Consider the following 26,710-nt stretch of genomic DNA (forward strand, 5'->3'; position numbering starts at 1 on the left):
GGTCTTTTCCGGCAATGACTCCGTAAACGTAGAGATGGTGGCCAAATTGCCTTAAGCTTTGGCCCTCGTAAGACACTGCTAACCGGATAAGACTATGAGCAAACTCCTTGACGACCTCTCCGGGCACTTTCGTGCCATTATCGATGGCCTGGGCGAAGACCCGGACCGCGAGGGTCTGCAAGACACTCCAATGCGCGCCGCCAAGGCCATGCAGTTCCTCACATGCGGGTATAAGCAGGACCTGGGCGACCTGGTGAACAATGCGGTATTCGAGTCGGCCATGGACGAAATGGTCGTGGTACAGGACATTGAGCTATACAGCATGTGTGAGCACCATATGTTGCCGTTTATCGGCAAGTGCCACATCGCCTACCTGCCCCAGGGCAAGGTGCTGGGTCTATCCAAATTCGCCCGCATCGTCGACATGTATGCCCGCCGCCTGCAAATCCAGGAAAACCTGACCCGGCAGATTGCCGAAGCCGTCGAGAGTGTTACCGGCGCGAAGGGCGTGGCGGTGGTTATTGAGGCCCAACATATGTGCATGATGATGAGAGGCGTGGAGAAACAGAATTCGCGCATGAAGACGTCGATGATGCTGGGACAGTTCCGTAAATCCCAGGCCACTCGCACCGAGTTTCTGACTCTGATCAGTACCAATCGCTGAAGCACCTGACCCTAGGGAGGCCGCATGACAGACGTCCACGGGAATCACCTGGCAAAAGTCCGGATCAAGGATCTTCTGCTGAGAGCCTACATCGGCATCAAGGAAGAGGAAATCAACAACCAGCAGGACGTGTTGATCAACGTTGCGCTGACCTACGATGCTTCTGAAGCGGTAAACCGGAATGAAATTTCTGCCGCCTTGAACTATCGCACCATCACCAAGCAGATTATTCATCATGTGGATGGCAACCGGTTTGCCCTGCTCGAACGCCTGACCCACGAGGTCCTGACCATCGTGATGGAGCATGAGGCGGTGACGTGGGCCGAAGTGGAAATCGACAAGCCTCACGCGCTACGCTACGCGGAATCCGTGTCTGTCTGTCTTCAGGCACACCGTTAATTCAGCGAGGTTTCCCAAGTACCATGCCCAGCAATAGCCCGGACCAGATGCGTGACATCCTGACGACAGTCAGGACCATTGCCCTTGTGGGCGCCAGTGAGAAGACCAATCGACCCTCCCACGAGGTTATGGAATATCTTCAGGCCCACGGCTACCGAATCCTCCCGGTAAATCCACGCCTGGCAGGGCAGAAAGTACTTGGCGAAACCGTTTACGCCGATCTGCATAGCCTGCCGGAACCGGTGGAAATGGTTGAGCTGTTCCTGGCGCCGGAGCGCACCGATGCGATCATTGATCAGGCCATCGATCTGAACATCCCGGTGGTCTGGCTCCAGATTGGTGTTATCAATGAGGATGGTGCTGCCAGGGCAGAGGCTGCCGGACTGACGGTAGTGATGGATCGTTGTCCCAAGCAGGAAATTCCCCGCCTGGGTATTCCCAGGGCTTCTGAACGCCGCTGAAACCTGATCTGAATCAGGCACTGCGTCACACTTCAGGCACTCTTCTGTTACCGGTCTGTCAGGTCTGACATAATCACCGAACACCAACAGAAGACTGGAAGAGCCCTGTGGATCAACCTGCATCACCCCCTAAAGCTGTTATTTCGGGCCTCTTGAGCCCGGCGTTTCCGGTGGTGATTTTCCTGGTTTTCCTGGGCCTGGCCGCCGGCCTGCGCTATGGACTGGTTCAACAGGACAAAAGTCAGATCCAGGCAAATCTGGCCAACGAAGCCCGGGCCATGGCCAACCACCTGGAGCGGGAATTCCTGGTCCACGCCGAGGCAATCCGGCGCATGGCCAAACGCCTTGAGGCGGACCCGGTCACAACCGAACTGGAATGGCGACGGGATGCCCGCAACTACCTCGACGACTTTGGCGTTTATCAGGCCATCGAATGGATTGACTCCGATTTCATTATCCGCTGGCTGGAGCCGATAACCGACAACGAAGAGGTCATCGGCTACAACGTCGCCTTCAACGAGGAACGCCGCCAGGCATTGGAACTGGCAAGGCAGTCCGGCACCTGGGATCTTTCCGGTGTGATCGAATTGCGCCAGGGCGGTCAGGGCATGGTGATCTACGCACCAGTGGGTGCCGGCGCGGATAACAACGGCTTTATGGCCGGTGTATTCAAAATGGAAGTGCTGGCACGCCAGCTTCTCACCAAACGGGTACTGGAATCATTCCGGATCGAGATCCGCGAAGCGGGCGCGGTGAGCTATGAGCTGAACGTCTCACAGCCGGTCAGTAGCGACTTTTTCCATACCCAGGCCGTTGATCTTCCGACACTCGATTGGACGTTAACCCTGCGCCCGTCCACCGAATGGGTGGATAGCCAATACAGCCACTGGCCCGGGATGACCTTCGCCACTTTTGTGCTGATGGGCCTGCTAACCAGCCTGACCACGCTGCTGGTGCAGCTCATCCTGAAACGCAACCGGGCGTTGCTGAAGACGCGGCGGGAACTGGACCAGGAAATCGAGCAACGAACCGCCATTCAGAAAGACCTGGCTCGGCTTGAGTCCACTGACACCCTCACCGGCCTGGCAAACCGACGGTTCTTCATGGAAGACCTGTCCCATACCCTGAACATTGCCGATCGCCAGATGCGCCAGGTTGCCCTGGTGATGCTGGACCTGGACCGTTTCCAGACCCTCAACGACTCCCTCGGCCACCAGTTCGGGGACGAACTGCTGATCAAGGTGTCCGAGCGGCTGAACAGTCTCAGCAATGAAAGACTGCTGGTCGCTTACTCCGGGGGTGATGAGTTCATGTTCTGCCAGCAACAGGTGGACGACATTGACGACATCATTCACCTGCTGGGCCAGATCAAACAGTGCTTTGATCAGCCCTTCGATGTTCAGGGCCAGTCCCACAGCATTACCGCCACCATGGGCGTAGCGGTGTACCCGCAGAGCGGTCTGGACGCGGATACTCTGTTGCGCAATGCCGATATTGCTCTCTACCGGGCCAAGGAACAGGGCCGGAATACCTACCAGTTCTACACCGAGGGCATGCAGGAACGGGAAGTCATGCGCCTGGAGCTGGACAAGGATCTGAGCCAGGCCCTGGCCAACAACGAATTCGTGCTCTTCTATCAGCCTCAGCTGAACCTGGACACCGGTGAAATCCAGAGTGTCGAGGCGCTGATCCGCTGGCGCCATCCCCGCCGCGGTCTTCTGCCGCCGGTGGAATTCATCCCTCTGGCGGAGGAAAGCGGCCGCATCACCGATATCGGGCGCTGGGTGGTTATGGCGGCCTGTCGGCAGCTGGCGGCCTGGAAAGGCACTGCCCAGGAGGGCCTGCGCATAGCGGTCAATCTCTCGGGCCGGGAGCTGGACGACGAAGATCTGGTGGACCACATTCGGGAAGCTCTGGCGGCGGAGAATGTGCCGGCGGATCGCCTGGAGGTCGAGCTCACCGAAGAGATCTTCATCCAGAATATCGAGCACAACCTGAATCAGCTTTCCCGTCTGCACCAGCTGGGTGTTCACCTGGCCATTGATGACTTCGGGGTGGGCTATTCGTCGCTCGGTTACCTGCGGGATTTCCCGGTCGACCTGCTGAAAATCGACCGCTCGTTTATCACGGAAGTCACGGAGCGACATGACGATGCGGTGATCACCCGGGCGGTGATCAATCTGGCCCACAATTTGGGTATTGAGGTGGTGGCCGAGGGAGTGGAAACCGAAGAGCAGTTGAGTTTCCTGAAGAATCACCGATGTAACTTCGCCCAGGGTTATCTGATCAGCCGACCGATTCCGGTCTCCGACCTTGAGAAGGCTCTGGCCTCGGGCGTTCTGGTGGCGGGCATTACGGCCGATTCCGGATTGTAATTGCCGCGGCCCGTCCCCAAAATACGGTTAAATTCGCCAGGTGAGATTCTATGGCTGCGCAATACCTGACTCCGGAACAGGACGAGAAGATTCGCCAGTGGGAACGCTGGAACCGGAACTATTTCATTTTTGCGTTTGTGGCGCTGACCATCATTCTGGTGTTCAGCAGTCAACTGGGGCTGTCCAGCGGTGAAAGCTGGGGCCCCTTGGGTGTTCTGATCGCTGCCCTGATCACACCCATCGTTGTTCTACAGTTGAAGCTGGCCTGTCCGGCCTGCGGCCACAAGATTGGTTGGCAGGCCAAGCTGATGGCGCCGGACCAGTGCAAGACCTGCGGTACATTCCTACGCTCCCGGGATTAATAGCCCTCCCCAGACTTCTTCCCCAAAAAACCTTTGACCTGTGAGTTGCTCACAGGTTTTAGGCTATTCTCAATGTAAAGGATTCTGCCGTGTTGAGGCAGGACCAGATTGAGAACAAAACGATGAAAGTAAAAGAGATTGCAGAAGCCGCCGGCGTCAACCCGGATACGGTTCGGTTCTACACACGCGAGAACCTGCTCAAACCAACCCGTAACCCTGACAACAACTACCAGCAGTTTGATGCCGAGGATCTTCGACGGCTTCGGTTTGCCCGTAAGGCCCGCCAGCTGGGATTTTCGTTACCGGAGATACGGCAGATTCTGGATCAGGCGGACGATCATCATTCGCCGTGTCCGATGGTTCGGGATGTGTTTCAACACCGATTGGCGGAGGTTGAGCGGGAGATTCGGGAGCTGCAGCAGTTACGCAAGCGGATGACCGCTGCGCTGGCTGCCTGGCAGGACATGCCGGATGGTACGCCCGATGGCCACACCATTTGCCGGTTGATCGAACACTGGGATGATCCGGCGCCCTGTTGCGGGGCAAGCGAACAGAACGAGGAGTGATTCTGGATGACTGACACACCTGTTTTACAAACCACTCTCAGCATTTCCGGGGCTTCCTGCCAGGGCTGTGCGAAGAAGATTCGCAACGCGCTGGAGACGTTGACTGGTGATGCCGAGCTGGTTGAAGTCGATCTGGAAAAGCAGACCGTGGCGCTGCCGGAGGGCGTGGATGCCGCCGAGGCGGCGCGTATTGTTACCGAGACTGGCTACCCGGCTGAGCCTTTCCAGGAAGAAGCCGAGCCGGCCAGTTGCTGTGCTTCCGAGAATAAGAGTGAAGCCCACACCGGCGGCGACTCTGAAGGTGAGGCAACCGAGGCAGATTCTGCTCCGACTGGTTCAGGGGGAGCAGACGGTGCGGACGGGCAAATTCATCTGTCGGTCACAGGTGCCACCTGTGCGTCCTGTGTAAACACCATTGAGAAGGCCCTGATGTCGGTCTCCGGTATCAGCCATGCCCATATGAACCTGGCAGACAATACCGCCACGGCCACGGGTGATGCGGATCCTGAGGCGCTGGTGAAGGCGGTTGAGAGTGCCGGTTATGGCGCCAGCGTGATTGAGGACGAGGACGAAGCCGACGATCGCAAGCAGGAGGAAGACCGCAAGCAGTATAAGACGCTGCTGGTGAAGATGGCGGTGAGTCTGGGCCTGGGTCTTGGGCTGATGGCCTGGGGCATGGGCTTCGGCACCATGATGGTGACCGACGCCAACCAGGGCACCTGGCTCGGGCTGGGTGTGCTGACACTGGTCGTGATGGCCGCCACCGGCGGGCATTTCTACACCGGGGCGTGGAAGGCGTTCCGGCACCACAATGCCAACATGGATACCCTGATTGCCCTGGGAACCGGCACCGCCTGGCTTTATTCCATTGTCGTCGCCAGTATTCCCGGCGCGTTGCCGGAGATGGCCCGCCATGTCTACTTTGAAGCCTCGGCGATGATCATCGGTCTGATCAACCTGGGTCAGGCACTGGAGCTTCGGGCCAAAGGCAAGACCTCAGAAGCGGTGCGCCGGCTGCTGGACCTGCGGGCGAAAACGGCTCGGGTGATTCGCAATGGTGAAGAACAGGACGTTCCGGTAGAGGAAGTTCGCAAGGGCGACCAAATCCGGGTCAGGCCCGGTGAGAAACTGCCGGTCGATGGCGTGATTGCCGAAGGCGCCACCCGCATTGATGAGAGCATGCTCACCGGTGAGCCCATGCCGGTCAGCAAATCGGAAGGCGATGAGGTGTCTGCCGGCACCCTGAATACCCATGGCTCGATTGTCTACGAGGCCACCCGGGTCGGCAGTGAAACCGCGCTGGCTCAGATCATCAAGCTTGTGAAGAAGGCCCAGGGCTCGAAGCCTGCCATTGGACGGCTTGCGGACAGGATTTCGTCGGTGTTCGTGCCCTCCGTCATGCTGATTGCCGTGGTGGCAGCGCTGGTCTGGTACAACGTCGGGCCGGAACCGGCGGTGGTTCATATGATGGTGGCGGCCACCACGGTGCTGATCATTGCCTGCCCCTGTGCCCTGGGTCTGGCTACGCCCATGTCGGTAATGGTCGGGGTCGGCAAGGCCGCGGAATACGGCGCGCTGATCCGCCAGGGCGATGCCTTGCAGACCGCTGGCAAGCTGGATCTGGTGATACTGGATAAAACCGGCACCATCACGGAAGGCCATCCGGCAGTTACCCGGGTTCATGCCAACGACAAAGATGAGCAACGCCTGCTGGCCCTCGCCGCCGGGCTGGAACAACACTCCGAACACCCTCTGGCTGAGGCGATTCTGGCTAAGGCCAAAGAAGAAAGCGTTCAGCTGGAGAAGGTGACCGGTTTCGAGGCCCTGAATGGTAAAGGCGTGCAAGGTGAACTCGACGGCAAGCCCGTGCGTCTGGGCAACCGTCGCTGGCTGGAAGACCAGGGCATTGCTCTGGGCGAACTGGACGATGCCGCCCATTCGATCACCGAAGAAGCCGGCACGCCCCTGTTCCTGGCATTGGGCACCGAGGCTATGGGCGTCATTGGTGTTGCCGATGCCATCAAACCGGACTCCAAGGCTGCCATCCAGCGCCTCCACGAGGCTGGTATCAAGGTGATGATGGTCACCGGCGATGTCGACGCCACCGCAAAGGCCATCGCGAAAAAAGCCGGCATCGATGACTATCGCGCGGAAGTGCTGCCTGAAGACAAGGCCGAGGTGGTTAGCGAAATGCGCGGCAAGGGCTACACCGTCGCCATGGTCGGCGACGGCATCAACGATGCTCCGGCCCTGGCGGCGGCGGACGTCGGTTTTGCCATCGGCACCGGCACGGATGTGGCCATTGAGAGTGCCGGCATCACCCTTATGCGTGGGTCGCTCCACGGCGTACCCGATGCCATCGAGATTTCCCGGGCCACGGTGAAAAATATTCACCAGAACCTGTTTGGCGCGTTTGTGTACAACACAATGGGTATTCCGGTGGCCGCCGGCCTGCTCTACCCTGTCTGGGGAATACTGATGAGCCCGATACTGGCCGGCGCTGCCATGTCCCTGTCTTCGGTCACCGTGGTCTCCAACGCCAACCGTCTGAGGTTGTTCCGAACCAGTCACCGTCCGGAACGGAACGACAGCAACAGTGATCCGAAACAGCAACAGGAGCGGAACTGATGGAAACAATGCTGGTCAACGTCGGAGGCCTTGCCCTGATGGCAGCCATCGTCTGGTGGTTCTGGCTTTCCGGTTCTGACAACACAGGCTCAAGTGAACATCAACATCACCACTGAGGTACTTGCCATGAAAAAACACACCCTGGCTTTTGGCCTGATGGCAGCCCTGGGATTCAGCACCACGGCTCTGGCAGCCGGCGCAGCCCAGAGCATCCACGTCTACAAATCCCCGACCTGCGGCTGCTGTGGTGACTGGATTGATCACCTGGAAGAAAACGGCTTCGAGGTGGAGGCGACCAACACCAACGATATGGGCAGGATCAAGGCCGAAGCAGGCCTGATCGCCGGTCTGGGTAGTTGCCATACCGCATTCGTGGGTGATTACGTCATCGAAGGCCACGTGCCGGCCGACGACATCAAACGCCTGATCAGCGAAGCACCAAAGGCCACCGGCCTGAGCGTGCCAGGCATGCCCATCGGGTCACCCGGCATGGAAATGGGCGATCGGAAAGATCATTACAAGGTCATCCTGTTTAACGAGGCCGGGCAGACCCGGATCTTTTCGCAGCACAATTAACGCCAATCACTGCGCAAGGGCCGCCATTTACCGGCCCTTGCGACCGCTTTTTCCTCCCGCTTCCTGCCAATCCCTGTCTGTTTTTTCTACACTCTGGTCAACCAGTGTTCTATTATTGGCGCCCAGAAACCCAGAAAAATCCGAGAGGGAAACTCGTTGAGCCTTAAAACCCGCATCCTTGGCCTGGCCGCCGGTCTCATCATCGTGGCCTCCCTCGCTTCGTGGCTGGCCTACCGGGAGCTCTCCGAGAGCATCATCGAGCGCTGGGGCCAACAAGTAGCAGAAATACAGGTGCGCTACGACAGCGCCCGCCTGCTGCAGTCCCTGGAACGGGAAATCGGGTTGGCCAAACAAATGGCCAGTTCCTCCGCCCTGATCAACTGGGCCGCCAATCCGGATGACGCCGCACTCGAATCTGAAGCCATTCGCCAGATGGAAAGTTTTCGTTCCAATTTCCGGGACAGCAATTACTTCGTTGCCCTCGCCAACAATGGCCATTATTACTACAACAACGAGGAAAACGAATACGCCGGTAACCAGTTCCGGTACGTGCTGGACAAAGACAAGCCCGATGACGCCTGGTTTTTCCAGCTGATTGAGGAAGGTCGGGACTTCCACCTCAACGTAAACCCGGATACCGAGCTCGGTGTTACCAAACTCTGGATCGATGTGCTGATGCGCAACGAGACCGGCGAGATCGTCGGCATGGTCGGTACTGGTCTAAGCCTGGACGCTTTCCTGCAGGATATTGTCGACATCGGCCAGGAAGGCATCACCACCCTGTTCGTGGATTACAATGGCGCCATTCAGCTTTACCGCGACCGGAACTACATCGACTTCGCCAGCATCATCAAACCCGAAGGCCAGAAGAACACCGTCGACCTGCTGTTCGATGATCCCCAGGACAAGCAGCAAATTCTCGGTATGCTGCAGCTTCTCAAGAAGCGGAGTGACCAGGCGGGCCAGGTAGAAAGCGGCTTCGTGACGGTGGATGGCCGCAAGCATCTGGCCGGGGTTGCCTTCCTGCCGGCGATTGGCTGGTTCGAGATCACCCTGCTTGACCTTCATACACTCCTGCCGACCAGCTATCTGTGGCCGCTGGTGACGGTGTTCCTGGGCACACTGCTGGTCACACTGGTGCTGTTCCACCTGATCATCCAGTCCCGAATTCTCAAGCCCATCATGAGCCTGGAACACGCCGTGGAAAAAGTCCGGGAAGGCAGCTTCGATCTGCCGCGGCTGGATAAACCGGATAATGAGATCGGCTGGCTGGCCGATCACTTCGAGAAAATGACCCAGAGCCTGGGTCACTCTACCCGGGAGCTCGAAGAAAAAGTCGCGCAAAGAACGGATGAACTGAACCGGCTGGCCCGGATTGACCCCCTCACCGGTCTGAAAAACCGTCGTGGCCTGGACGAGGTGCTGGATGAGGAAATCCAGCGGGCCCGCCGCCAGGAGACCGGTTTTGGTGTGATCTGGCTGGACATTGACCATTTCAAGAGCATCAACGACAACCTGGGCCATCAGGCGGGGGATCAGATCCTGTGCCGGGTCGCCCTCTGGCTGAAAGCCGGCGTTCGCCCCTACGATCATCCGGGACGCTGGGGCGGCGACGAATTCGTGGTACTGCTGTCACCCTGCGACCCGGAGACCCTGGGCCGTATCGCTCGTCGCATCCGGGAATCCGTGGAACAGGAAAGCCGAAAAACCGGAACAGCGGTCACTGTGAGTGTTGGCGGCTACTTTGCCTTGCCCGGCGACAACAGTGACACCATTCTTCGTCACGCGGACCGGGCCCTCTATCAGGCCAAGCATGAGGGGCGGAACCGGGTCTGTATCACCACCTCGGAAGACCCGGAGATTAACCCGGCGTAACGGGTCTGACTCATACCGCCATAACCGTTATACTCCGCTCCATCATTCATTTTTACCAGCCAGGTTACTTCATGCTCAATGCCGACGCCCTCAGCCAGTTGCGCCAGCTGAAATCGGATATCAAGGACAACAAGGTGGTTTTTCCCGGAACTGTCAAAGCCACCAATGGCCGCTTCGGATTTGTTGCGCTCGACGAGGGCCGGGATGTGTTCCTGCCACCCGAGGAAATGCAGAAAGTGCTGCCCGGAGACCGGGTGAATGTCACCGAGCAGGAAGTTGAGAAAGGCAAAACCCAGGGCGTGGTGGACGAACTGCTGGAAACCCGCCTGAATACTTTTGTTGGTCGTTACCTGGTGAAAGGCAAAGGCCATTTCGTGGTGCCCGAGACCCCGGGCATCAACCGCTGGATCTTCATTCCCCCCAAGGAGCGAATGAACGCCCAGCAGGATGATTACATCTACTGCCAGATCCACAAACATCCGATCAAGGACGGCAAGGGCCAGGCCAAGGTGTTGCGGGTCATCGGCAAGGCCGGGGAGCCTGGCATCGAGCGTTCCTTCACCCTCGCAACCTTTGACCTGGCGGACACCTGGCCAGACGCGGTGCGTACACAGGCCGACAGCCTTGGTGAAAGCGATATCGAATCACGGGAAGCCGGGCGAGAAGACCGCACGGACCGCCCGTATGTCACCATCGACAGCCCGGGTACCCAGGACATGGACGATGCCCTGCTGGCCGAGCCCAACGCCACCGGCTGGACCCTGTCGATTGCCATTGCCGATCCGACCGCCATGATCGACACCGACAGCCCGGCGGAGCAGGAAGCGTTCAATCGCGCCACCGCCATTTACTTCCCGGGCGAACCGCTACCCATGCTGCCTGACAGCATCAGCACCCGCCTGTGCTCGCTGATGCCAGAAGCCAAGCGCCTGGCTCTGGTGTGCGATCTCCAGGTCAACAACGATGGCAGCCTTGGCGACTACAGCTTTCACCAGGCGGTTATCCAGTCCAAGGGCAAACTCAGCTATGAGCTCGTCTCCAACCTGATCGAAGGCCGGGAAGACGACGAGATCAAGGCGCTTCCGGACGCCGTCGCCAACAGCCTGGACCAATTGCACCAGGCAGCGACAGCACTCAGGAAATGGCGCAGCGAGCATGCGCTGTTGAGTGGAGACCGGCCGGAATTCCGCCTCCGGCTGGATGAAAACAAACGCATCCGGCTGATTGAACCGTCCGTCCAGAATGAAGCCCATCGCCTGGTGGAAGAGTGTATGGTCGCCGCTAACCGCTGCGCCGCAGACTTCCTGACCAATCAATCTGCCGGTTTGTTTATCCAGCATCCCGGGCTACGGGATGATCGCGCCGATAACATCCGGGCACTGATCGACAGCCACGCACCGCATCTGTCGGGGGTTGATGCCCATCAGGCCGAGGGCTTCCGCAAACTGATGAAGGAAACCGACAGCCTCGAAGCCGAAGTACCGGTAAAAGCCATACTGTCCCGCCAGCTGGCCCGGGCCGAGCTGAGCTTCAGGCCCGCTCCGCACCAGGGAATGGGCCTGGACGCCTACACCACGTTTACTTCGCCACTGCGCAAGTTCTCGGACTTCTATGTGCACCGGCTGATCAAGTCGGCACTGTGGGATACTCCCATGAAAGCCTTGACCGAGGATCAGCTCGAGGCCCTGCAGGCAGCACAGATTCGTGCCCGTCAGGCGGCAAACAGTCTGGAAACCTGGCTCAAGAGTGACTTTGCCAAAACACTCGGCGAAGAACCCATGAGCGGCGTAATCAGCCGCACCGTGCCCGCCGGTTTCTTTGTACGGCTGGATGCCAACGGTCTGGAAGGGTTCGTCAGCTGCAAGGATCTGGATGGCAAATACAGTTTTGACCCGGTCACGCTTCGCCTGATCCACAACAAGAACGGCCGCATCTTCCAGCTGGAACAGCCGGTGACGGTCAGCTTTGCAGGGGTAGACGAGGAACGCAGGCAGATCAATTTCAAGCTGGTGGAAGCGCAGGAAATACCCACCGGTGCCAGTTCCGACGACGGTTGAAAAACCACGTCGGCAGGCGCATCGTATCAATCAGGACATGATCCGATGATGGAGGTGCGCCATGCCCATCACCCCTGACGAGTTTCTCAGAAAGTACGGTTTCGACAAGGAAGAGGAAGAACGAGACCACAGCCTCCGCCACAACGCGATGGAGCACGCCAAGCACCTGCGCCGGCCCCATGCGGGAACGCCCCACGACTGGGAAGAGTGGGAGCGCTACAAGCAGGAACATCCGGACGAAGTGGAGGACGACTCCGACAGCTGATGCCCGGTAATTACCGGGCCAGCATCCGCTCCAGCCGTTCATCCTTGGCCTGCCACTGATCCCCCAGCCAGTTTTTCACGTTACGGCGATGCTCAGCATCCGTTGAGTAGTCCCGGCCTTTCAGATGCTCCGGGATATCAACGGTGTGGATTTCCATTTTGACTTCCTTGACCCGACCAGAGATAAACTCCCAGAAGGTGGGTGCTCCGTCCGGATAGGCGATGGTCACGTCCACCAGGGTCTGGATCGAATCGCCCATGGCGTCGAGTACAAAGGCGGCACCGCCGGCCTTGGGTGTCAGCAGATGCCTGTAGGCCGACTTCTGTTTGTCGTGTTTGGCCTGGGTAAACCGGGTGCCTTCCACAAAGTTCATCACACTGACCGGGGTATGGCGGAACTGCTCGCAGGCCCGACGCGTTGCCCGCAAATCTTCACCGCGTTTCTCCGGGTGTTTGATCAGGTACTCCCTCGTGTAACGCTTCATGAACGGGAAATCGAGGCCCCACCAGGCCAGGCCTATAACGGGTACCCAGATCAGTTGCTGCTTGAGGAAAAACTTCAGGAACGGCGCCCGGTGATTGAAGACCCGCTGCATGGCGAAGATATCCACCCAGCTCTGGTGATTGGCCAGCACCAGGTACCAGCTTTCCCGCTTGAGGTTTTCGGCACCTTTCACGTCCCATTTCGTACCATGGGTCAGCTTCATCCAGCCGGTGTTGCAGGCGACCCAGGCCTCAGCTATCCAGATAATGACTCGGGTGCAGAGTACCCGGAAGCCGGTCACAGGGATGATCAGTTTCAGGATGGCCGGTATATAAAGCAGTATGCACCAGAACAGGGTGTTGATTCCCAGCAGGATGGAGTTGAGTACACCGATCACGGGGGCAGGGAGAAAGCTGAGCATGGCGGTCCTGTTTTTCTGGTTATTCTTTCCAAATGGGACCTAATGATATCAACCACAGGCCTCGTTGGGCAGTGGCCTGAAGTGACCAGTTTGCCCTCCGGTTTGGACACTTCTGCCATGGTGATTTTCGCCTCACCATGGATAATCTGGATTTCTGGCCTGCGAGACGGGACAGTAGAAGTTCGGTAATCCGTATAGTGAGCGTCACATTCTCCATGGACATTCCCATGCCCAATCTCTTCAAATCCGCCGCTGACCGGGCGGCAGGCGTTACCCGGCAAACGGCCCTTTATGCCGGCAACGCCTTCGACCGGGTCTTCCGGGCCGCCAGTCTGGTTCAGGCCGGGCAGACGCCGTTTGAGACTCTGTATACCGATGGACTGGTCAGCCTGCGTTACTATCCGCCACTGGCCGAGGATTTCATCGAGCTGGAAGGTGAGACCATTCCGGTTGAGCGCACAGCCCATAAGACACCGATTGTGATCGTTCCGCCCCTGGCGGTGAATATGCTGATCTACGATCTGTTCCCCCAGCGCAGCCTGGTTCGGTTTCTGCGTGCCAAGGGGTTCGAGGTATATCTGATCGACTGGGGCATGCCCACGCGGGAGCACAGTCACTACAACCTGCATACCTATGTGGCCGAGTTGCTGCCGGCCTACCTGAACCGGGTTCGGGAGCACAGCGGTGAACAGGAGTTGTCGCTGCACGGCTGGAGTATGGGTGGCATGTTCACGCTGTTTTATTCCGCGCTCAGCAACGATCAGCACGTGCGCAATGCCATTGTGCTGGGCTCGCCGATCGACAGTCATGCATCCGGGATCCTGGGGCTTGTGAATCAGCGCATGGCGGATGTGGCCGGGTTTGTGCGGAAACGCACTGGGTTCCGGCTACACGATGTGAAACCTCACTGGTTTCACACTCCCGGCTGGGCCAATACCATCGGATTCAAGCTGACCAATCCGATTGCCAGCGTGATGAGTTACTGGGAGCTGATCATCCGGCTGGGTGACCGGGAGTTTGTCACCAGTCACGCCACCACGTCGGCGTTTCTGGATCGTATGGTGGCCTATCCCGGCGGGATCATTCAGGACACGGTGGTTCGCGTCTGGATCGACAACCAGTTGTCCAAAGGGGAAATCCAGATCGGTGAAGACGTTGCCAGACTGGACAATGTGAGTGCCAACTTACTGGCCATCGCCGGCGGCGAGGATACGCTCGTGACACCGGGTGCGGCCAAGCGGGTGATGGATCATGTGAGCTCTACGGACAAGACGTTCCGGGTTGTGCCGGGTGGGCATATGGGCATTCTTGCGGGGAGCAAGGCTCCGCGTCAGAGTTGGCTGGAGTTGGCGGATTGGTTGGCTTTGCGGTCGGACTGATTCTTTGAGCTTTGAGATTGCCGGCAGGTGTTGGGCTAGGCTTTCCAAAACACGCTACGAGCACATCCATGTGCGCTTGTTTCGGGCCATCCTTGGCCCTCTACAGTTTTGGAAAGCCTACCCCAACACCTGCCTCCGCTGGCTTTAGAGGTTTTTCAGGGTTGCCTCTAGTTCTGAAAGACTGTTGATCACTGCTGAGGGCTGAATCCCCCAGTCTTCAAACACCTTGTTCCGATCCCTCTGTACCCAGATTGCGAGTAATCCCGCAGCTCGGGCCCCAATCACATCCCAGGCGTTACTGGAGACAAGGCACAGGGGTTTTTCCCAGGAACCGGTTGCACGGCGGGCATAGGTGTAAACGGCAGGATCAGGTTTGAAACTCTTGATATCGTCTACCGATACCAGGCCTTCAAATTGGTCCAACAGGTCGTTGTGCCCCAACACCTTTTCCAACGCCGGGTAGCTTCCATTGGAAAACGCGAATAGCGGATACTGCCCTTTCAGTGTTTTCAGTGCCGGCAAGGCATCATCGAACGCGGGCAAAGACAGGTAGGCCGCCATCAGGGCGTTTTCGCGTTCTTCAGACAGGGTCAGTTTATGGGTGGCCATGGCGTAGCGCAGGGCTTGTCGGGTGCAGACACCGAAGTCTTCGTAGACTTTCATCAGGCCCTTGCGAAACGAGAACTCCAGTTGCTTCTCCCGCCACAGCGCGGCCACGGCTTCTGCCCTGTCGCCCGCGTTTTCCGCCAGCAGGCGGGACATGCCCATGGGGTCGACCAGGGTTCCGTAGACGTCGAAAGCGAGGGTCATGTTCATCTGTGGGGCTCCTCATCCGGAAGGGGGTTAGGGGTCGTATACTGGAGTCACAGTATCGGGATTTGAACGATCACTCAACACAGTCAGCAATGACGACAGTAATGACCAAAGGAGCGAAACCCACTCGCCAGCTATGACTATCCTCAGGACTTTGCTCGTTTTACTGGTGCTGGCCGCCACGGCCGCCTGCGCCACCAGCACTCAACTCTACAACCCCGGGCCATCAACCCTGGGCGCCGAACCGGTGACCGACTTCGACCGTTACCTCGAGTCTGTCAAAGCCTATGTCGATACCAACCTTGTTCCAGTGGACGGGTTTGAGCGGGAGCAGCAGGTGCAGTGGAACCTTCCGTACAGGCTGGCACCGGCGGCAGAGTGCAGCTCCGGAGATCGCACCGGGCTTTTATTGGTTCACGGCTTGAGCGATTCGCCCTTTGTGTTCCGGGATCTGGCCCGTTATCTGGCGGATCGCTGCGTTGAGGTCCGGACGCTGTTGCTTCAGGGACACGGCACCCGGCCCGGCGACATGGTAACTGCCACCGCCGAGGTCTGGCGCGATCAGGTACGCAATCACTTTATCGCCCTGTCACAAGACGTGGACCGGGCGTTTATTGGCGGTTTTTCTCTGGGCGGGGCACTGGCTACAGATTACGCGCTTTCAGAGACTGGTCCTCGACCGGCGGGTCTGATTGCGGTTGCACCGGCCTGGCAGCTTAACGGTTTGCGGGACTACCTCTGGCTGGCGCCCATCGCTGACATTTTCGGGGATTTTGTAGAGAAAGAGCCCGAGCTAAATCCGGTGAAGTATGAGTCGTTCTCCTTTAACGCCGGCAGTCAGATCGGCGACGTCATATCGGCGGCCCAGGGCCGGATAGTTCAGCAAGAAAATATCGATATGCCTTTGTTCCTGGCCGCCACGGAGGCGGACTCGGTGATCAATCTCGACTATCTCGTCACGCAGTTCCGGGAACGGTTCAGCAACTCCGGGAACGCCATGGTGATATTTCGGGATACCCGCACACCCTGGCCCGACGCGCAGGCCGATGAGCGCATCCGTTTCCTGAACAGCTATCTTCCTGACGCCCATATCCTGGAGTTCTCTCACCAGTCGCTGCTGATTGAGCCGGATAACGAACTCTATGGCCTGGGCGCGCCACTGCAGCGATGCCTGGAACCGAATAACATTTCCCTGGAAGGTTGCCGGCAGTTACCGGAGGAGGATCTCTGGTTCAGTGCCTGGCACGACACGGAGCGCTCGGTGTTCACCAGCCGGCTGACCTACAACCCCTGGTTCGACGTTCTGGCAGAGGCTGTTGGGACATTCATTCAGGAAAATGAATCGCCCGAGGCGCCGTAGCGCCACCGAAGGCATCGGGTTACACTGCCATTCATGAACCCGATTGATACATTCAACCTGGATTTCCGGGCCCTGAGTACTTTTTTGGCGGTGCTTGATGAAGGCAGCGTGTCCCGTGCCGCACTGAGGCTTGGTGTTACCCAGTCCGCGGTGAGTCACACCCTGGTACGTCTGCGCCAGGCCCTGGGAGATCCCCTGTTCGTGAAGTCCGGGCGCGGCATTGTGCCAACGCGCTACGCGCTTCAGGCCGGGCCCCATATCCGCCAGATTCTGGATGACCTGCAGTCGCTGTCCTCGGGCCCGCCCTTCAGTCCCGCCACGGCCGAGTTCACGTTCACCATTGCGGCCAATGACTACCAGCGGGACCTGCTGTTACCCGGTCTGGTGCTCACGTTGCGGCAAGAGGCTCCGGGCATCAGTCTCCAGGTGATTCCGTCCGGCATTCCCCGGGCCGATCTGTTGCGAAAGGATGTCTGTGATCTGGTGATTTCTCCCCACGCGCCGGAGGCGACGGACATTATGCAGCGGGGTCTGATGGCCGATCGGATGGTGGTGTTCTACGATCCCGAATACCGGAAACCGCCAGCGGATCTGCCGGAATACCTGAAGGCAGACCACATTGCCCTGTTGTTTGCCACCGGCGAGAAGCCAACGGTGGAGACCGCCATGGACACCCGTGGGCTGGTGCGTCGCAACGTGGTAACGGTCTCCAACTTTTCCGGCCTGCCGGAGTTCCTCCGCGGAACCGATATGCTTGCCACGGCCCCGGAGGGCATGAGCAAACACTTACTCCGCGACTTCGCGTGGGTTCCCCTGCCCTTTGATTTCAAACCCTTTACCCTGCTGATGTTGTGGCACCGCCGCAACCAGAATGACCCCGCCCACAAGTGGCTGCGCAATCAGGTGAATGCCGTTGCCGCTTCGCTCAACAGCCTGAAAAGTTAATCAATTAGTTTTGCTCATAGGTTGTATGAGCTTTGCTGGCGTTATCTTCTTGTTGCCTCTCACCTAGACTGCCATTACTCGGCGGTCGGCCAGGTTGGGAAAGGCTTTCCAAAACACGCTACGAGCACATCCATGTGCGCTTGTTTCGGGCCATCCTTGGCCCTCTACAGTTTTGGAAAGCCTTTCCCAACCTGACCTGTCGTAACTCTTTTGGTAACTCTCTGACAACGCATTAGGAAATCCATGCTGACTTTGACCAGTGTCTGGACAACGGTACTTCTCGCCGCCGCTGTGGCCCTTGGGCCGCTGGCGACTGATATGTATTTGCCGGCACTGCCTCAAATTGGTTCGGATTTTGGCACCGGCACCGATCAGGTTCAGCTGACATTGAGTCTGTATTTGGTCGGTTTTGCTATTGCTCAGCTGATTTGCGGCCCCCTGGCGGACCGCTTTGGTCGCAAACCGATCATGATTGGTGGTTTCGTGCTTTTCGCCATTGCCAGTATTGGCTGTGCCCTGGCGACGAACATCGAAACGCTGATTCTGTGCCGTTTCCTCCAGGCTCTTGGCGGTTCGGCTGGCCCGGTTCTGGGTCGGGCGGCCATTCGGGATATCTATACGCCCCGTGAGGCCGCCAAGATCCTGGCGATTCTGGCCAGCATCATGGCCCTGGCCCCTGCAGTGGCGCCAACCATTGGCGGCCTGTTGACGGCCAGCCTGGGCTGGGCTTCGGTGTTCCTGGCCCTGGGTGGCTATGCACTGGTGATGGCCGTGGTGGTGGCTTTTGGTATTCCCGAGCCCATGCGCCCGGAACATCGCCAATCCCTGAAAATCTGCAACCTGCTGCGGAACTATCGGATCATCGCGAAGGACATCAGCTTCCTGGGCTACACCCTGACCAATGCCCTGATCTTCTCCGGGCTGTTCGCGTTCCTGTCCGGCTCTTCGTTCGTGCTGATTGATTTCCTGGGCGTGCCGACAGAACAGTTCGGTCTGTACTTTGCCTGCATGGTGGCCGGCTACATTGTTGGCAACCTGACCGCCGTCCGTCTCGGCCGTCGCCTGGTGCCGGATCAGATCCTGGTTCGCGGCCTGATCATTGCCGTGGCTGGCGGCAGTCTGATGGCCGTGCTGGCACTGAGTGAAGTGTTCAACGTCTGGGCGGTGATCCTGCCCCAGGCCCTGTTCATGATCGGAACCGGGATGGTCCTGCCCCAGACCATGGCCGGCGCCCTGGCGAACTTCCCCACCATGGCCGGCTCCGCCTCTGCCCTGTTCGGCTTCACCCAGATGGCCGTCGCCGCTGTTTCCGGCATGCTGGTCGGCCACCTGCACGACGGCACCTCCCTGGTCATGGCCTTGATCATCGCTGCCTGCGCAGCACTCGCGATGGCCTGTTATCTGGTGCTGGTTCAGCGTTATCCTGCGAAAGGTTTCGAACCACAAAGTGCCACTGGCAATTAAGGCAAAATCATCCAAAGTGGTCTACACAGAGTACGTAAGACTCTAAACCAGACACCAAGGAGCAAATACCATGAGCAGCGTTAACCTGGACGGCAATCCCATTGAATTGAGCGGCAAATTTCCTGAGACAGGCGACAACGCGCCTCCTTTTACCCTCACCAACAGCGGCCTGGAAGAAGTCAAGCTTGAAAGCTGGGACGGCAAACGCAAAATCCTGAACATCATCCCCAGCATCGACACCGGCGTCTGCGCCGCCTCCACCCGGAAGTTCAACGAAAAGGCCGGCAGCCTGGACAACACCGTGGTCCTGGTCGTGTCCGCTGACCTGCCCTTTGCCGCCGCCCGATTCTGCGGTGCCGAAGGCCTGAAAAACGTCGAAACCCTGTCCACCTTCCGGAACTACAGCTTCCAGCAGGACTACGGCGTCGCCATCCAGGACGGCCCTCTGGCCGGTCTCTGCGCCCGGGCGGTGGTTGTACTGGATGAGAACAACAAGGTTCTCCACAGCCAGCTGGTTGGTGAGATCAAGGACGAGCCGGATTACGATGCGGCGTTGAAGGCGCTGTAAGCGCTCAAATTCAAAACCTGGCAGTTGGAATCACCACCAACGGTCTGGGCAAAGGTGCCGGAACGACTTACCAGGAATGTGCATTGCCAGGGATGGCAATGCCAAGCCCCCAGGGATGGGTTCACGGCGTCTCCTGGTAAGTCGTTCCGGCACCTTTGCTAACACCAAAAGCCAGACCTGTTAGAATCTCGCCCCCAAGCCAAACCGAAGGCCCACAACAACCCGTGCAGACCACCACCCAGAACTCATCCCTGGCCCGCCAGCTCTACAGCATGACCTGGCCCATGCTGTTCGGCGTGCTTTCCCTGATGACCTTCCAACTGGCCGACAGTGCCTTCGTCGGTCAGCTTGGCCGGGACCCGCTGGCAGCACTGGGCTTCACCCTGCCGATGCAGCAGCTGATCATCGGTCTTCAGGTAGGGCTGGGGATTGCGACCACCGCGATCGTCTCCCGCACGCTGGGTGCCGGCGATGAACTGCGCGCCTACCGTCTGGGCGGCCTGATCATTACCGTTGGCGGCAGCCTCGTTTTTGTCATCTGCGTGGCTCTGTGGTTTTTGCAGGGGCCCATCATGACCGCGCTTGGCGCGGAAGACTCACTCCTGCCGCTGATCCGGCAGTACTGGGTTCCCTGGCTGATGGCTGCCTGGACCGGGGCGTTCCTGTACTTCGGCTACAGTGTGTGTCGCTCCCACGGTGACACCAAATTGCCGGGGTACATGATGGTGGCCACGAGCCTGACCAACATTGCCCTGGACCCACTCTATATCTTTGTTTTCGGCTGGGGACTGCCCGGTGCCGCCTGGGCCACCGTTACCTCTTTTGGTATCGGCTGCCTGGTGATCTACCCGAAACTCCTGAAACGCCACTGGGTCCGTTTCGATCTGCGCGAGCTTGCCCTCTGGAAGGCTCTTAAACAGCTCAATGGCATCATGGCCCCGGCCATGGTCAGCCAACTGATGCCGGCTGTCTCGGCCATGTTGGCGACAGCCTTGGTGGCCGGCTTTGGCTCCGCCGCCGTCGCCGCCTGGGGCCTGGGCACCCGTCTGGAATTTTTCTCCATTGTGGTGGTGCTGGCCCTGACCATGTCGATGCCGCCGATGATTGGTCGCATGCTGGGTGCCGGGGATATCGAGCAGATCCGGAAACTTGTGCGCCTTGCGGTACGGTTTGTGGTGGTCTGGCAGTTGGCGATCGGGCTTACCTGGGTGGTCGCTTCCGGATTGGTGTCGGAGCTCTTCTCCAGCGACAGTGATGTGCAGGAGATTCTGGCCGGCTATCTGGTGCGGGTGCCGCTGAGTTACAGCGGTCTGGGCGTCTGTATGCTGATGGTGTCGGTGTGCAATGCCCTGGGCCTGGCGATGCGGGCACTGCTGGTGTCCACCCTGCGCCTGTTCCTGTGCTTCCTGCCCTTGCTTTGGATCGGTAGCCATATCAACGGGGTCTATGGGCTCATGAGTGGTGCGCTGGTGGGCAATCTGTTTGCCGGCGCCATGGCTTACAGCTTTTATCGTGCCGGCATGACGCGTTTGAAGGCCGAGATATCCTCAGGCAAAGCGTGAGCGGAAGCTCTCGGGTACCGGCACGACTTCTTTGCGGTGGTAGTTGAAGAAGACGAATCCGTATTTGGCCAGTGCCACCGGCTGGCCGCTTTCGGCCTTGGTGACCCGGAACACGAAATCCCCGCCATACTTGTTGAAGTCCATCAGGCCGACTTCAAAACGCAGCATTTCCGGGAAGAAGGATTCTGACTGGTACATGGTGGCCAGGTCGGTCACGATAATGCCGGTGCCGTCTTTGCTCGCTTCCTGGATGCCATAGCTGACCAGGAACTGGGCCCGGGCTTCGGAGAGCATGGAGATCAGGGCGTCGTTGCCGAGGTGGTTGGCGCCGTTGATGTCGGTGATTCTGACGGGCATTCTGGTTTCGAAGCAGAAGACGTCGTCCGGGAAGGAGAGCTTGATTCGGGCCACGGGGGTTCCTGTTTTCACTGGGTATCTTGGGGCAAATCATACGCTGTTCGACTTTAGTGTTCATCTTGGGATCTTGCCCTTCAAATCGGTTATCTTGGTTCTATCCACCTGCGCGTTGAGCTTTGGCGGGGCGACGGCTGGGAAAGGCCTTCCAAAACACGCTCCTGGCGGCACGTCCATGTGACGCTTGACTGTCGCCATCCATGGCGACAGACAGTTTTGGAAGGCCTTTCCCAGCCATCGTTCGTACCTTGTTCGCGCGCTGAATAATAACGAACGTATCTGGAGTCCTATGGATATTCGCCCTGCCGCTACACTGGTTCTGGTTCGTGATACTGCCGAGGGCCTTGAAGTCTTGCTGCTGCAACGCACCTGGGACGCCGTGTTTATGCCCGGCTATTTTGTGTTCCCCGGTGGGAGGGTCGAGGAGAACGAGACTCACGGCCAGGACCATATTATCGGGACCGTAGACGCCGAGATCAGTCAGACCATGAGTGTCGATGAAGGTGGCGCCGACTATATGTTGGCGGCGGTTCGGGAGTGTTTTGAGGAGTCCGGGGTTCTGGTTGCGGTGGATAAGCAGGGCAACCCGATATCCGGGGATCATCCGGTCCATGCTGATCGAAAGTCGGTGTTCGATGGCGATCTGTCTTTGGCCGGTCTGTGTAAAAAGCACGGGTTGGCGATTCCACTCGACCGACTGGCCTACCTGGGCCACTGGATTACGCCGCCGGGACCGCCACGGCGTTTCGATACGCGGTTTTTTGTGACGCCGGCTCCGGAAGGCCAACTGGCCAGTCATGACGGGGTGGAAACCATTGATCATGTCTGGATCCGTCCCGAGCAGGCGCTGGAGGACCATCGCAATGGCCAGCGGTTGCTGGGGTTGCCGACGATTCGGACGTTGCGGGTGCTCAGTGATTTCGATTCCACCGAGGCGCTGATGCGCTATGCCCACGCCAATCCTCCGGAACCTTACCCGAGCAAGCCCTGGCCGGCGGTCAAAAAGGGCAAGCCGGTGACGCTGGAACCGGGTGCGCCGGCCTATGATGAGGCGGCCACGCTGGATCCCGAAGGCGAAGGCTCGACCCATGCGGAGATTATTCCCGGTGAGCCGGTTGAGGTTGCGGCCCGGGTTACCCGGCTGACAGCGCCCAACCCGGGGATGATGACCGGGCCCGGGACCAACACCTATATTCTGGGCCAGGAACGCTTCACGGTGATTGACCCCGGCCCCGCCAACGAGGCCCATATCGAGCGGATTCTGGAGGTGACCGGCGGGGTGATTGATCAGGTTCTGGTGACCCACACGCACCAGGATCATTCGCCGGCCGTAGCCGCCCTTAAGGAGCGTACCGGTTGCCGGGTGTTCGGTTGGCCGGCGCCCCCGGGTGCCGGCCAGGACCAGACCTTCCGGGCCGATGATGAACCGGAGCACGGTGATCTGATTGTGACCGAAGCCGGGGTCCTGAAGGTGCTGCATACCCCGGGCCATGCCTCGAATCATCTTTGTTTTCTGCTGGTCGATCAGAAGCTGCTGTTTTCCGGTGACCACATCATGCAGGGCTCGACGGTGGTCATTAATCCGCCGGACGGCGACATGAAGGCCTACATCGAGTCGCTCTACGAGCTGCTGGCCGAATCCATCCGCTACATTGCGCCGGCACACGGCTTCCTGATGGGGCATCCCGAGGCCGTCATCGATTTCCTGATCACCCACCGTCTGTCCCGTGAGCACAAGGTGGCCCGTGCGCTGGAAGCCCTGGCTCCGGTGGATCTCAAAGCCCTCACAGCCAAAGCCTATGAGGATGTGCCGGCGGCCATCCACGGCCTTGCGGCGCGATCGGCCTTGGCGCATTTGCTGAAACTGGAGGCCGAGCACAGGGCGTTCCGGGAGCACGATCTGTGGCATGCCGTACACGACAGCTAACGCGGGAGTAACGAAAGCACACGGGATTTCGCAAAACACCCATATTGTTAATCACTTTTCGGGCGTATAACTGTTTTCGATATAACTTGCCCGGATTTCATGAAAGTGGCATTAAACCTTTGTCACGGCAGTATTCATGACCGCCAGAGGCACTCTATCCTTGAGCGCACACTGACGAACCGTGAGGAAATATGCTGTTTGAGCGGCTTCGAAAACCGTCCCACCGAATCCTGCTGATTGGCCTGGTCATGCCCTGGCTGTCTGCGCCTGTTCTGGCCGAAACCGATTCGGCAAAGGCCAGTAAACAATCCGAAGTGCTGATCGCGGAGCTGGCCGAGGACGAGAGTGTCGAAGACGTTGAGCAGTCGGCCCCTCTGCAGACCAAAGGGAAGGACAACAAAGCCCGTAAGCCGGAAACGCCACAGGGCGGAGCCGGTATCGATACACCCTCAGCCGGTTCCCGCAAGGTAGCCCCGAACATCGATCTGAAGCAGGTTGCGCCGCCACCAGAGGCACAGGTTTCAGCGCCCACTGATACCGATGCGGATGCCGCAGAATCCGAGGCCATGGCCACAGAAGCGGTAGCCGAACCCGAGCCGCAACCCGAGATTCGCGAGGGCAAGGTTTTCACACTGCTCGACAATGATGTCATGCCCGGCACCTCTACCCGCCTGGCCTGGACGCCCCGCATTCAGATTGCCGGTCTGTCCCAGACAACCCCGGTTCTGGTGGTCAACGGTATCAACGCCGGCCCGACGCTGTGCCTCACCGGTGCTATTCACGGGGATGAGTTGAACGGCATCGAGATCATCCGCCAGACCATGTATGACCTGAACCCGGAGAAGCTGTCGGGCACGGTCGTGGGTGTACCGATTGTGAACCTGCCCGGATTCCAGCAGGGAAGTCGATATCTTCCCGATCGTCGCGATCTCAACCGGCATTTCCCGGGCAGCCCCAATGGCAGCCTGGCCGACCGCATCGCCCACTCACTGTTCGAGAACGTGATTCGCAAATGCGACATGCTGGTGGACATCCACACCGGCTCCCTGAAGCGTACCAACCTGCCGCAACTTCGGGCCGACATGAACAACCCGGACGTGGCGGAATTCACCCGGGGCTTTGATCGCATGGCGGTGGTGCACAGCTCCGGTTCTGCCGGCATGTTGCGCACGGCCGCAGTGGAAGCCGGTATTCGAACGGTCACGCTGGAAGCCGGCGAGTCCCACCGCATACAGCAACACCAGATCAGCGCCGGCGTGAACAGCCTCACCAGCCTGATGGAACGCCAGGGCATGATCTCGCGTATGTTCGTCTGGGGCGATCCGGAGCCGGTCTACTACGATTCCGACTGGATCCGCGCGGACCACGGCGGGATCCTGTTCAGCGAAATTGAGCTTGGGGCCAAGGTGTCAGAAGGGGAAATTCTTGGTTATGTCTCCGATCCGATCACCAATGCCCAGCACCCTATCCGGTCCACCACCGATGGCCGGGTTATCGGTATGGCCGTAGACCAGGTAGTGATGGCCGGTTTTGCCGCCTACCACATTGGTACGGAGGCAGAAGTTCCCGGAGAGTAGTATGCTAGGCTTTTTTCGGGCATCACCAACCCCACAGGAGCCTTTGTGTCTTCCGAGAACGCCGGAGTCTTGTCACGAATTCCCGGCCTGGCCTACATTGGTCTGGTTCTTACACCTCTGTTCTGGGCAGGTAATGCCGTTGTGGCCCGGGGCACGGTAGAGAACATTCCGCCGCTCTCCATGTCGTTCTGGCGCTGGGTAATCGCCCTGGCCATCCTGCTGCCTTTCGGGCTCCCGGGTATCTGGCGCCACCGCCAGATTATCCGCCAGCGGTTCGGTTCCATGCTGGCGCTGGCGACCTTCAGCGTGGGCGCGTTCAATACCCTGCTGTATCTGGCGGCCACCACAACCACCGCTACCAACATTGCCCTGATCAATGCCACCATTCCCATTTTCGTGGCACTGCTGGCCTGGATTCTCCTCGGCGACCGCACCCGGCCGATTCAGGTGCTGGGTATCGTGCTGGCTATTACCGGCATCGTTACCGTGATTGCCCGCGGCGATCTATCGGTGCTAACCAGCCTTCAGGCCCAGCCGGGGGATCTGATTATGGTGGCGGCGGTATTCAGTTGGGGTTTGTTTTCGGTGCTATTGCGGCGCCAGGCTGTGCCCCTGCCTGCGTTGACCTTTCTCACCACGCAGATCCTGCTGGGAACCCTGGTTGTGCTGCCGTTCTACCTGACCGATCTGATTTTCTTCTCCGGAGGCTTCGAGCTTTCGGAAAGCACGGCCATGCCGTTACTGTATTTCGCGATCTTCCCGGGGATCCTGGCCTATGGATTCTGGAACCACGGTGTGCATAAAATTGGCCCGGCCAGGGCGGCCATCTTTATGTATCTGACGCCTGTCTTTGCCTCGATTCTGGCCGGCATTTTCCTCGCCGAATCCCTCGGCCTGTTTCATGTTATGGGCGGGGCGCTGATCCTGGCCGGGCTGGTATTGGCCACGCAGACCCGTAAACGCACCGACTACCCGACCCCGGAGCAGTCAGCAAAAGGAGACACCCATGATTAAACCTATCCCAGGAAACTCTCACCGCTTCTTTTGCCTGGTTCTGGTCCTGTTGACCGCTGGCCTGTCGGCGCACGCTGCAGCGGAACCCTGTGATCCCGAAGAGTCCAAGTGGGTACCCACCCGCTATTATCCAGCCGGTGCTGCGGTCTTCCATAAAGGCAGTTGGTATGAGTCCCGTGAACTGCACGAGGGCATGGAGCCAGGTATTACGTTCGATTGGAAAAAACTGAACTCTGTACCCGACTGCCAGGGCCGGAAACAAAAGCTTGATCAACCCCGGACCGAGGGAGAAGGGAAAGGATCCCAGACCGGAGACGGCCAAAAAACCGGCAAGAGCAAGCGGGGAGAGACGGCCTCAGGCATGTGTGTTCGCCCTGACCCGTGGCTATTCTCCAGGAGCTACACGGTTGGAAGCCTCGCCACCCATGGCGGTCAGATCTGGGAGGCTATCCGGGAAACCAACGGTGATATGCCGGGCATGAACAAGCCACCACGCTGGAAGGTGGTGGAGGATCACTGTGCCTTGAAAGGACAGTAACCCAGCCCGTACAACGA

The 26,710-nt window shown here is 58.9% G+C and carries 24 protein-coding genes; 21 read left to right on the forward strand and 3 right to left on the reverse strand.

Translation table 11 applies throughout. From position 1 onward, the window contains the following. Positions 1 to 94 precede the first annotated feature (94 nt). The 11 genes from folE to KEHDKFFH_RS07205 all read left to right on the forward strand — a co-directional run bounded on the left by folE (position 95) and on the right by KEHDKFFH_RS07205 (position 12,228). Positions 95 to 664, forward strand: a complete 570-nt coding sequence (folE, locus tag KEHDKFFH_RS07155; protein ID WP_104321279.1) for a GTP cyclohydrolase I FolE — start codon at positions 95 to 97, stop codon at positions 662 to 664. 24 nt (positions 665 to 688) lie between these two features. After that, positions 689 to 1,063, forward strand: a complete 375-nt coding sequence (gene folX, locus KEHDKFFH_RS07160; RefSeq protein WP_104321280.1) for a dihydroneopterin triphosphate 2'-epimerase — start codon at positions 689 to 691, stop codon at positions 1,061 to 1,063. A gap of 23 nt (positions 1,064 to 1,086) precedes the next feature. After that, positions 1,087 to 1,524: a CoA-binding protein gene (locus tag KEHDKFFH_RS07165; RefSeq protein WP_104321281.1), complete on the forward strand. Its 438-nt coding sequence runs from the start codon at positions 1,087 to 1,089 to the stop codon at positions 1,522 to 1,524. A gap of 107 nt (positions 1,525 to 1,631) precedes the next feature. Continuing rightward, complete coding sequence (locus KEHDKFFH_RS07170) at positions 1,632 to 3,899, forward strand: putative bifunctional diguanylate cyclase/phosphodiesterase (RefSeq protein ID WP_104321282.1); 2,268 nt, start codon at positions 1,632 to 1,634, stop codon at positions 3,897 to 3,899. A gap of 50 nt (positions 3,900 to 3,949) precedes the next feature. After that, positions 3,950 to 4,261 carry a hypothetical protein gene (locus tag KEHDKFFH_RS07175; RefSeq protein ID WP_104321283.1) on the forward strand — a complete coding sequence of 104 codons (312 nt, stop codon included), beginning with the start codon at positions 3,950 to 3,952 and terminating at the stop codon, positions 4,259 to 4,261. 122 nt (positions 4,262 to 4,383) lie between these two features. Further along, positions 4,384 to 4,827, forward strand: a complete 444-nt coding sequence (locus tag KEHDKFFH_RS07180) for a MerR family transcriptional regulator (protein ID WP_104321345.1) — start codon at positions 4,384 to 4,386, stop codon at positions 4,825 to 4,827. A gap of 6 nt (positions 4,828 to 4,833) precedes the next feature. Beyond that, complete coding sequence (locus KEHDKFFH_RS07185; RefSeq protein ID WP_104321284.1) at positions 4,834 to 7,455, forward strand: heavy metal translocating P-type ATPase; 2,622 nt, start codon at positions 4,834 to 4,836, stop codon at positions 7,453 to 7,455. Positions 7,456 to 7,581: 126 nt separating this feature from the next. Continuing rightward, on the forward strand, positions 7,582 to 8,031 hold the full coding sequence (locus tag KEHDKFFH_RS07190; RefSeq protein ID WP_104321285.1) for a DUF411 domain-containing protein: 450 nt from the start codon (positions 7,582 to 7,584) through the stop codon (positions 8,029 to 8,031). 156 nt (positions 8,032 to 8,187) lie between these two features. Next, positions 8,188 to 9,906 (forward strand): diguanylate cyclase, encoded by a 1,719-nt coding sequence (locus tag KEHDKFFH_RS07195; RefSeq protein WP_104321286.1) that lies wholly within the window; start codon positions 8,188 to 8,190, stop codon positions 9,904 to 9,906. 71 nt (positions 9,907 to 9,977) lie between these two features. Then, positions 9,978 to 11,963 carry a ribonuclease R family protein gene (locus KEHDKFFH_RS07200; protein ID WP_104321287.1) on the forward strand — a complete coding sequence of 662 codons (1,986 nt, stop codon included), beginning with the start codon at positions 9,978 to 9,980 and terminating at the stop codon, positions 11,961 to 11,963. 61 nt (positions 11,964 to 12,024) lie between these two features. Then, complete coding sequence (locus KEHDKFFH_RS07205) at positions 12,025 to 12,228, forward strand: hypothetical protein (protein ID WP_104321288.1); 204 nt, start codon at positions 12,025 to 12,027, stop codon at positions 12,226 to 12,228. A 10-nt stretch (positions 12,229 to 12,238) separates the two neighbouring features. Here KEHDKFFH_RS07205 and KEHDKFFH_RS07210 read toward each other — a convergent pair whose 3' ends face one another. Next, the gene (locus tag KEHDKFFH_RS07210) at positions 12,239 to 13,132 is read right to left on the reverse strand and encodes an acyltransferase (protein ID WP_104321289.1); all 894 of its coding nucleotides are present in this window, start codon (positions 13,130 to 13,132) and stop codon (positions 12,239 to 12,241) included. A 227-nt stretch (positions 13,133 to 13,359) separates the two neighbouring features. On the opposite strand from KEHDKFFH_RS07210, the gene KEHDKFFH_RS07215 reads away from it, so the two are divergent. After that, positions 13,360 to 14,511 (forward strand): alpha/beta fold hydrolase, encoded by a 1,152-nt coding sequence (locus KEHDKFFH_RS07215; RefSeq protein ID WP_104321290.1) that lies wholly within the window; start codon positions 13,360 to 13,362, stop codon positions 14,509 to 14,511. Between the two features lie 144 nt (positions 14,512 to 14,655). Here the strand turns inward: KEHDKFFH_RS07215 and KEHDKFFH_RS07220 are convergent, their stop codons facing one another. Continuing rightward, entirely contained in the window at positions 14,656 to 15,327 is a 672-nt protein-coding gene (locus KEHDKFFH_RS07220; RefSeq protein ID WP_104321291.1) for a haloacid dehalogenase type II, read from the reverse strand. A 133-nt stretch (positions 15,328 to 15,460) separates the two neighbouring features. Between KEHDKFFH_RS07220 and KEHDKFFH_RS07225 the strand changes: the two genes are divergently transcribed. From KEHDKFFH_RS07225 to KEHDKFFH_RS07245, 5 genes are all read left to right on the forward strand, one after another. Continuing rightward, entirely contained in the window at positions 15,461 to 16,684 is a 1,224-nt protein-coding gene (locus KEHDKFFH_RS07225; RefSeq protein ID WP_104321292.1) for an alpha/beta hydrolase, read from the forward strand. A 33-nt stretch (positions 16,685 to 16,717) separates the two neighbouring features. Then, complete coding sequence (locus KEHDKFFH_RS07230) at positions 16,718 to 17,629, forward strand: LysR family transcriptional regulator (protein ID WP_104321293.1); 912 nt, start codon at positions 16,718 to 16,720, stop codon at positions 17,627 to 17,629. Between the two features lie 243 nt (positions 17,630 to 17,872). Next, entirely contained in the window at positions 17,873 to 19,093 is a 1,221-nt protein-coding gene (locus tag KEHDKFFH_RS07235; RefSeq protein ID WP_104321294.1) for a Bcr/CflA family multidrug efflux MFS transporter, read from the forward strand. 70 nt (positions 19,094 to 19,163) lie between these two features. After that, a complete protein-coding gene (tpx, locus tag KEHDKFFH_RS07240) occupies positions 19,164 to 19,661 on the forward strand; it encodes a thiol peroxidase (RefSeq protein WP_104321295.1) in 498 nt (165 codons plus the stop codon). Positions 19,662 to 19,885: 224 nt separating this feature from the next. Then, positions 19,886 to 21,223 carry an MATE family efflux transporter gene (locus KEHDKFFH_RS07245; protein WP_241956449.1) on the forward strand — a complete coding sequence of 446 codons (1,338 nt, stop codon included), beginning with the start codon at positions 19,886 to 19,888 and terminating at the stop codon, positions 21,221 to 21,223. Here KEHDKFFH_RS07245 and KEHDKFFH_RS07250 read toward each other — a convergent pair. Then, positions 21,209 to 21,634, reverse strand: a complete 426-nt coding sequence (locus KEHDKFFH_RS07250) for a thioesterase family protein (RefSeq protein ID WP_008172718.1) — start codon at positions 21,632 to 21,634, stop codon at positions 21,209 to 21,211. The genes KEHDKFFH_RS07245 and KEHDKFFH_RS07250 overlap by 15 nt on opposite strands. A 292-nt stretch (positions 21,635 to 21,926) precedes the next feature. Here KEHDKFFH_RS07250 and KEHDKFFH_RS07255 point away from each other — a divergent pair, with 292 nt between their 5' ends. The 4 genes from KEHDKFFH_RS07255 to KEHDKFFH_RS07270 all read left to right on the forward strand — a co-directional run bounded on the left by KEHDKFFH_RS07255 (position 21,927) and on the right by KEHDKFFH_RS07270 (position 26,693). After that, positions 21,927 to 23,564: an MBL fold metallo-hydrolase gene (locus KEHDKFFH_RS07255; RefSeq protein WP_104321296.1), complete on the forward strand. Its 1,638-nt coding sequence runs from the start codon at positions 21,927 to 21,929 to the stop codon at positions 23,562 to 23,564. A gap of 191 nt (positions 23,565 to 23,755) precedes the next feature. Beyond that, positions 23,756 to 25,141 (forward strand): succinylglutamate desuccinylase/aspartoacylase family protein, encoded by a 1,386-nt coding sequence (locus KEHDKFFH_RS07260; RefSeq protein ID WP_104321297.1) that lies wholly within the window; start codon positions 23,756 to 23,758, stop codon positions 25,139 to 25,141. Positions 25,142 to 25,186: 45 nt separating this feature from the next. Continuing rightward, positions 25,187 to 26,155 (forward strand): DMT family transporter, encoded by a 969-nt coding sequence (locus tag KEHDKFFH_RS07265; protein ID WP_104321298.1) that lies wholly within the window; start codon positions 25,187 to 25,189, stop codon positions 26,153 to 26,155. Further along, on the forward strand, positions 26,148 to 26,693 hold the full coding sequence (locus KEHDKFFH_RS07270) for a carbohydrate-binding protein (RefSeq protein ID WP_104321299.1): 546 nt from the start codon (positions 26,148 to 26,150) through the stop codon (positions 26,691 to 26,693). Before KEHDKFFH_RS07265 ends, KEHDKFFH_RS07270 begins: the two co-directional genes overlap by 8 nt. Positions 26,694 to 26,710 lie beyond the last annotated feature (17 nt).

The organism is Marinobacter maroccanus (assembly GCF_002933275.1).
GTDB lineage: Bacteria > Pseudomonadota > Gammaproteobacteria > Pseudomonadales > Oleiphilaceae > Marinobacter > Marinobacter maroccanus.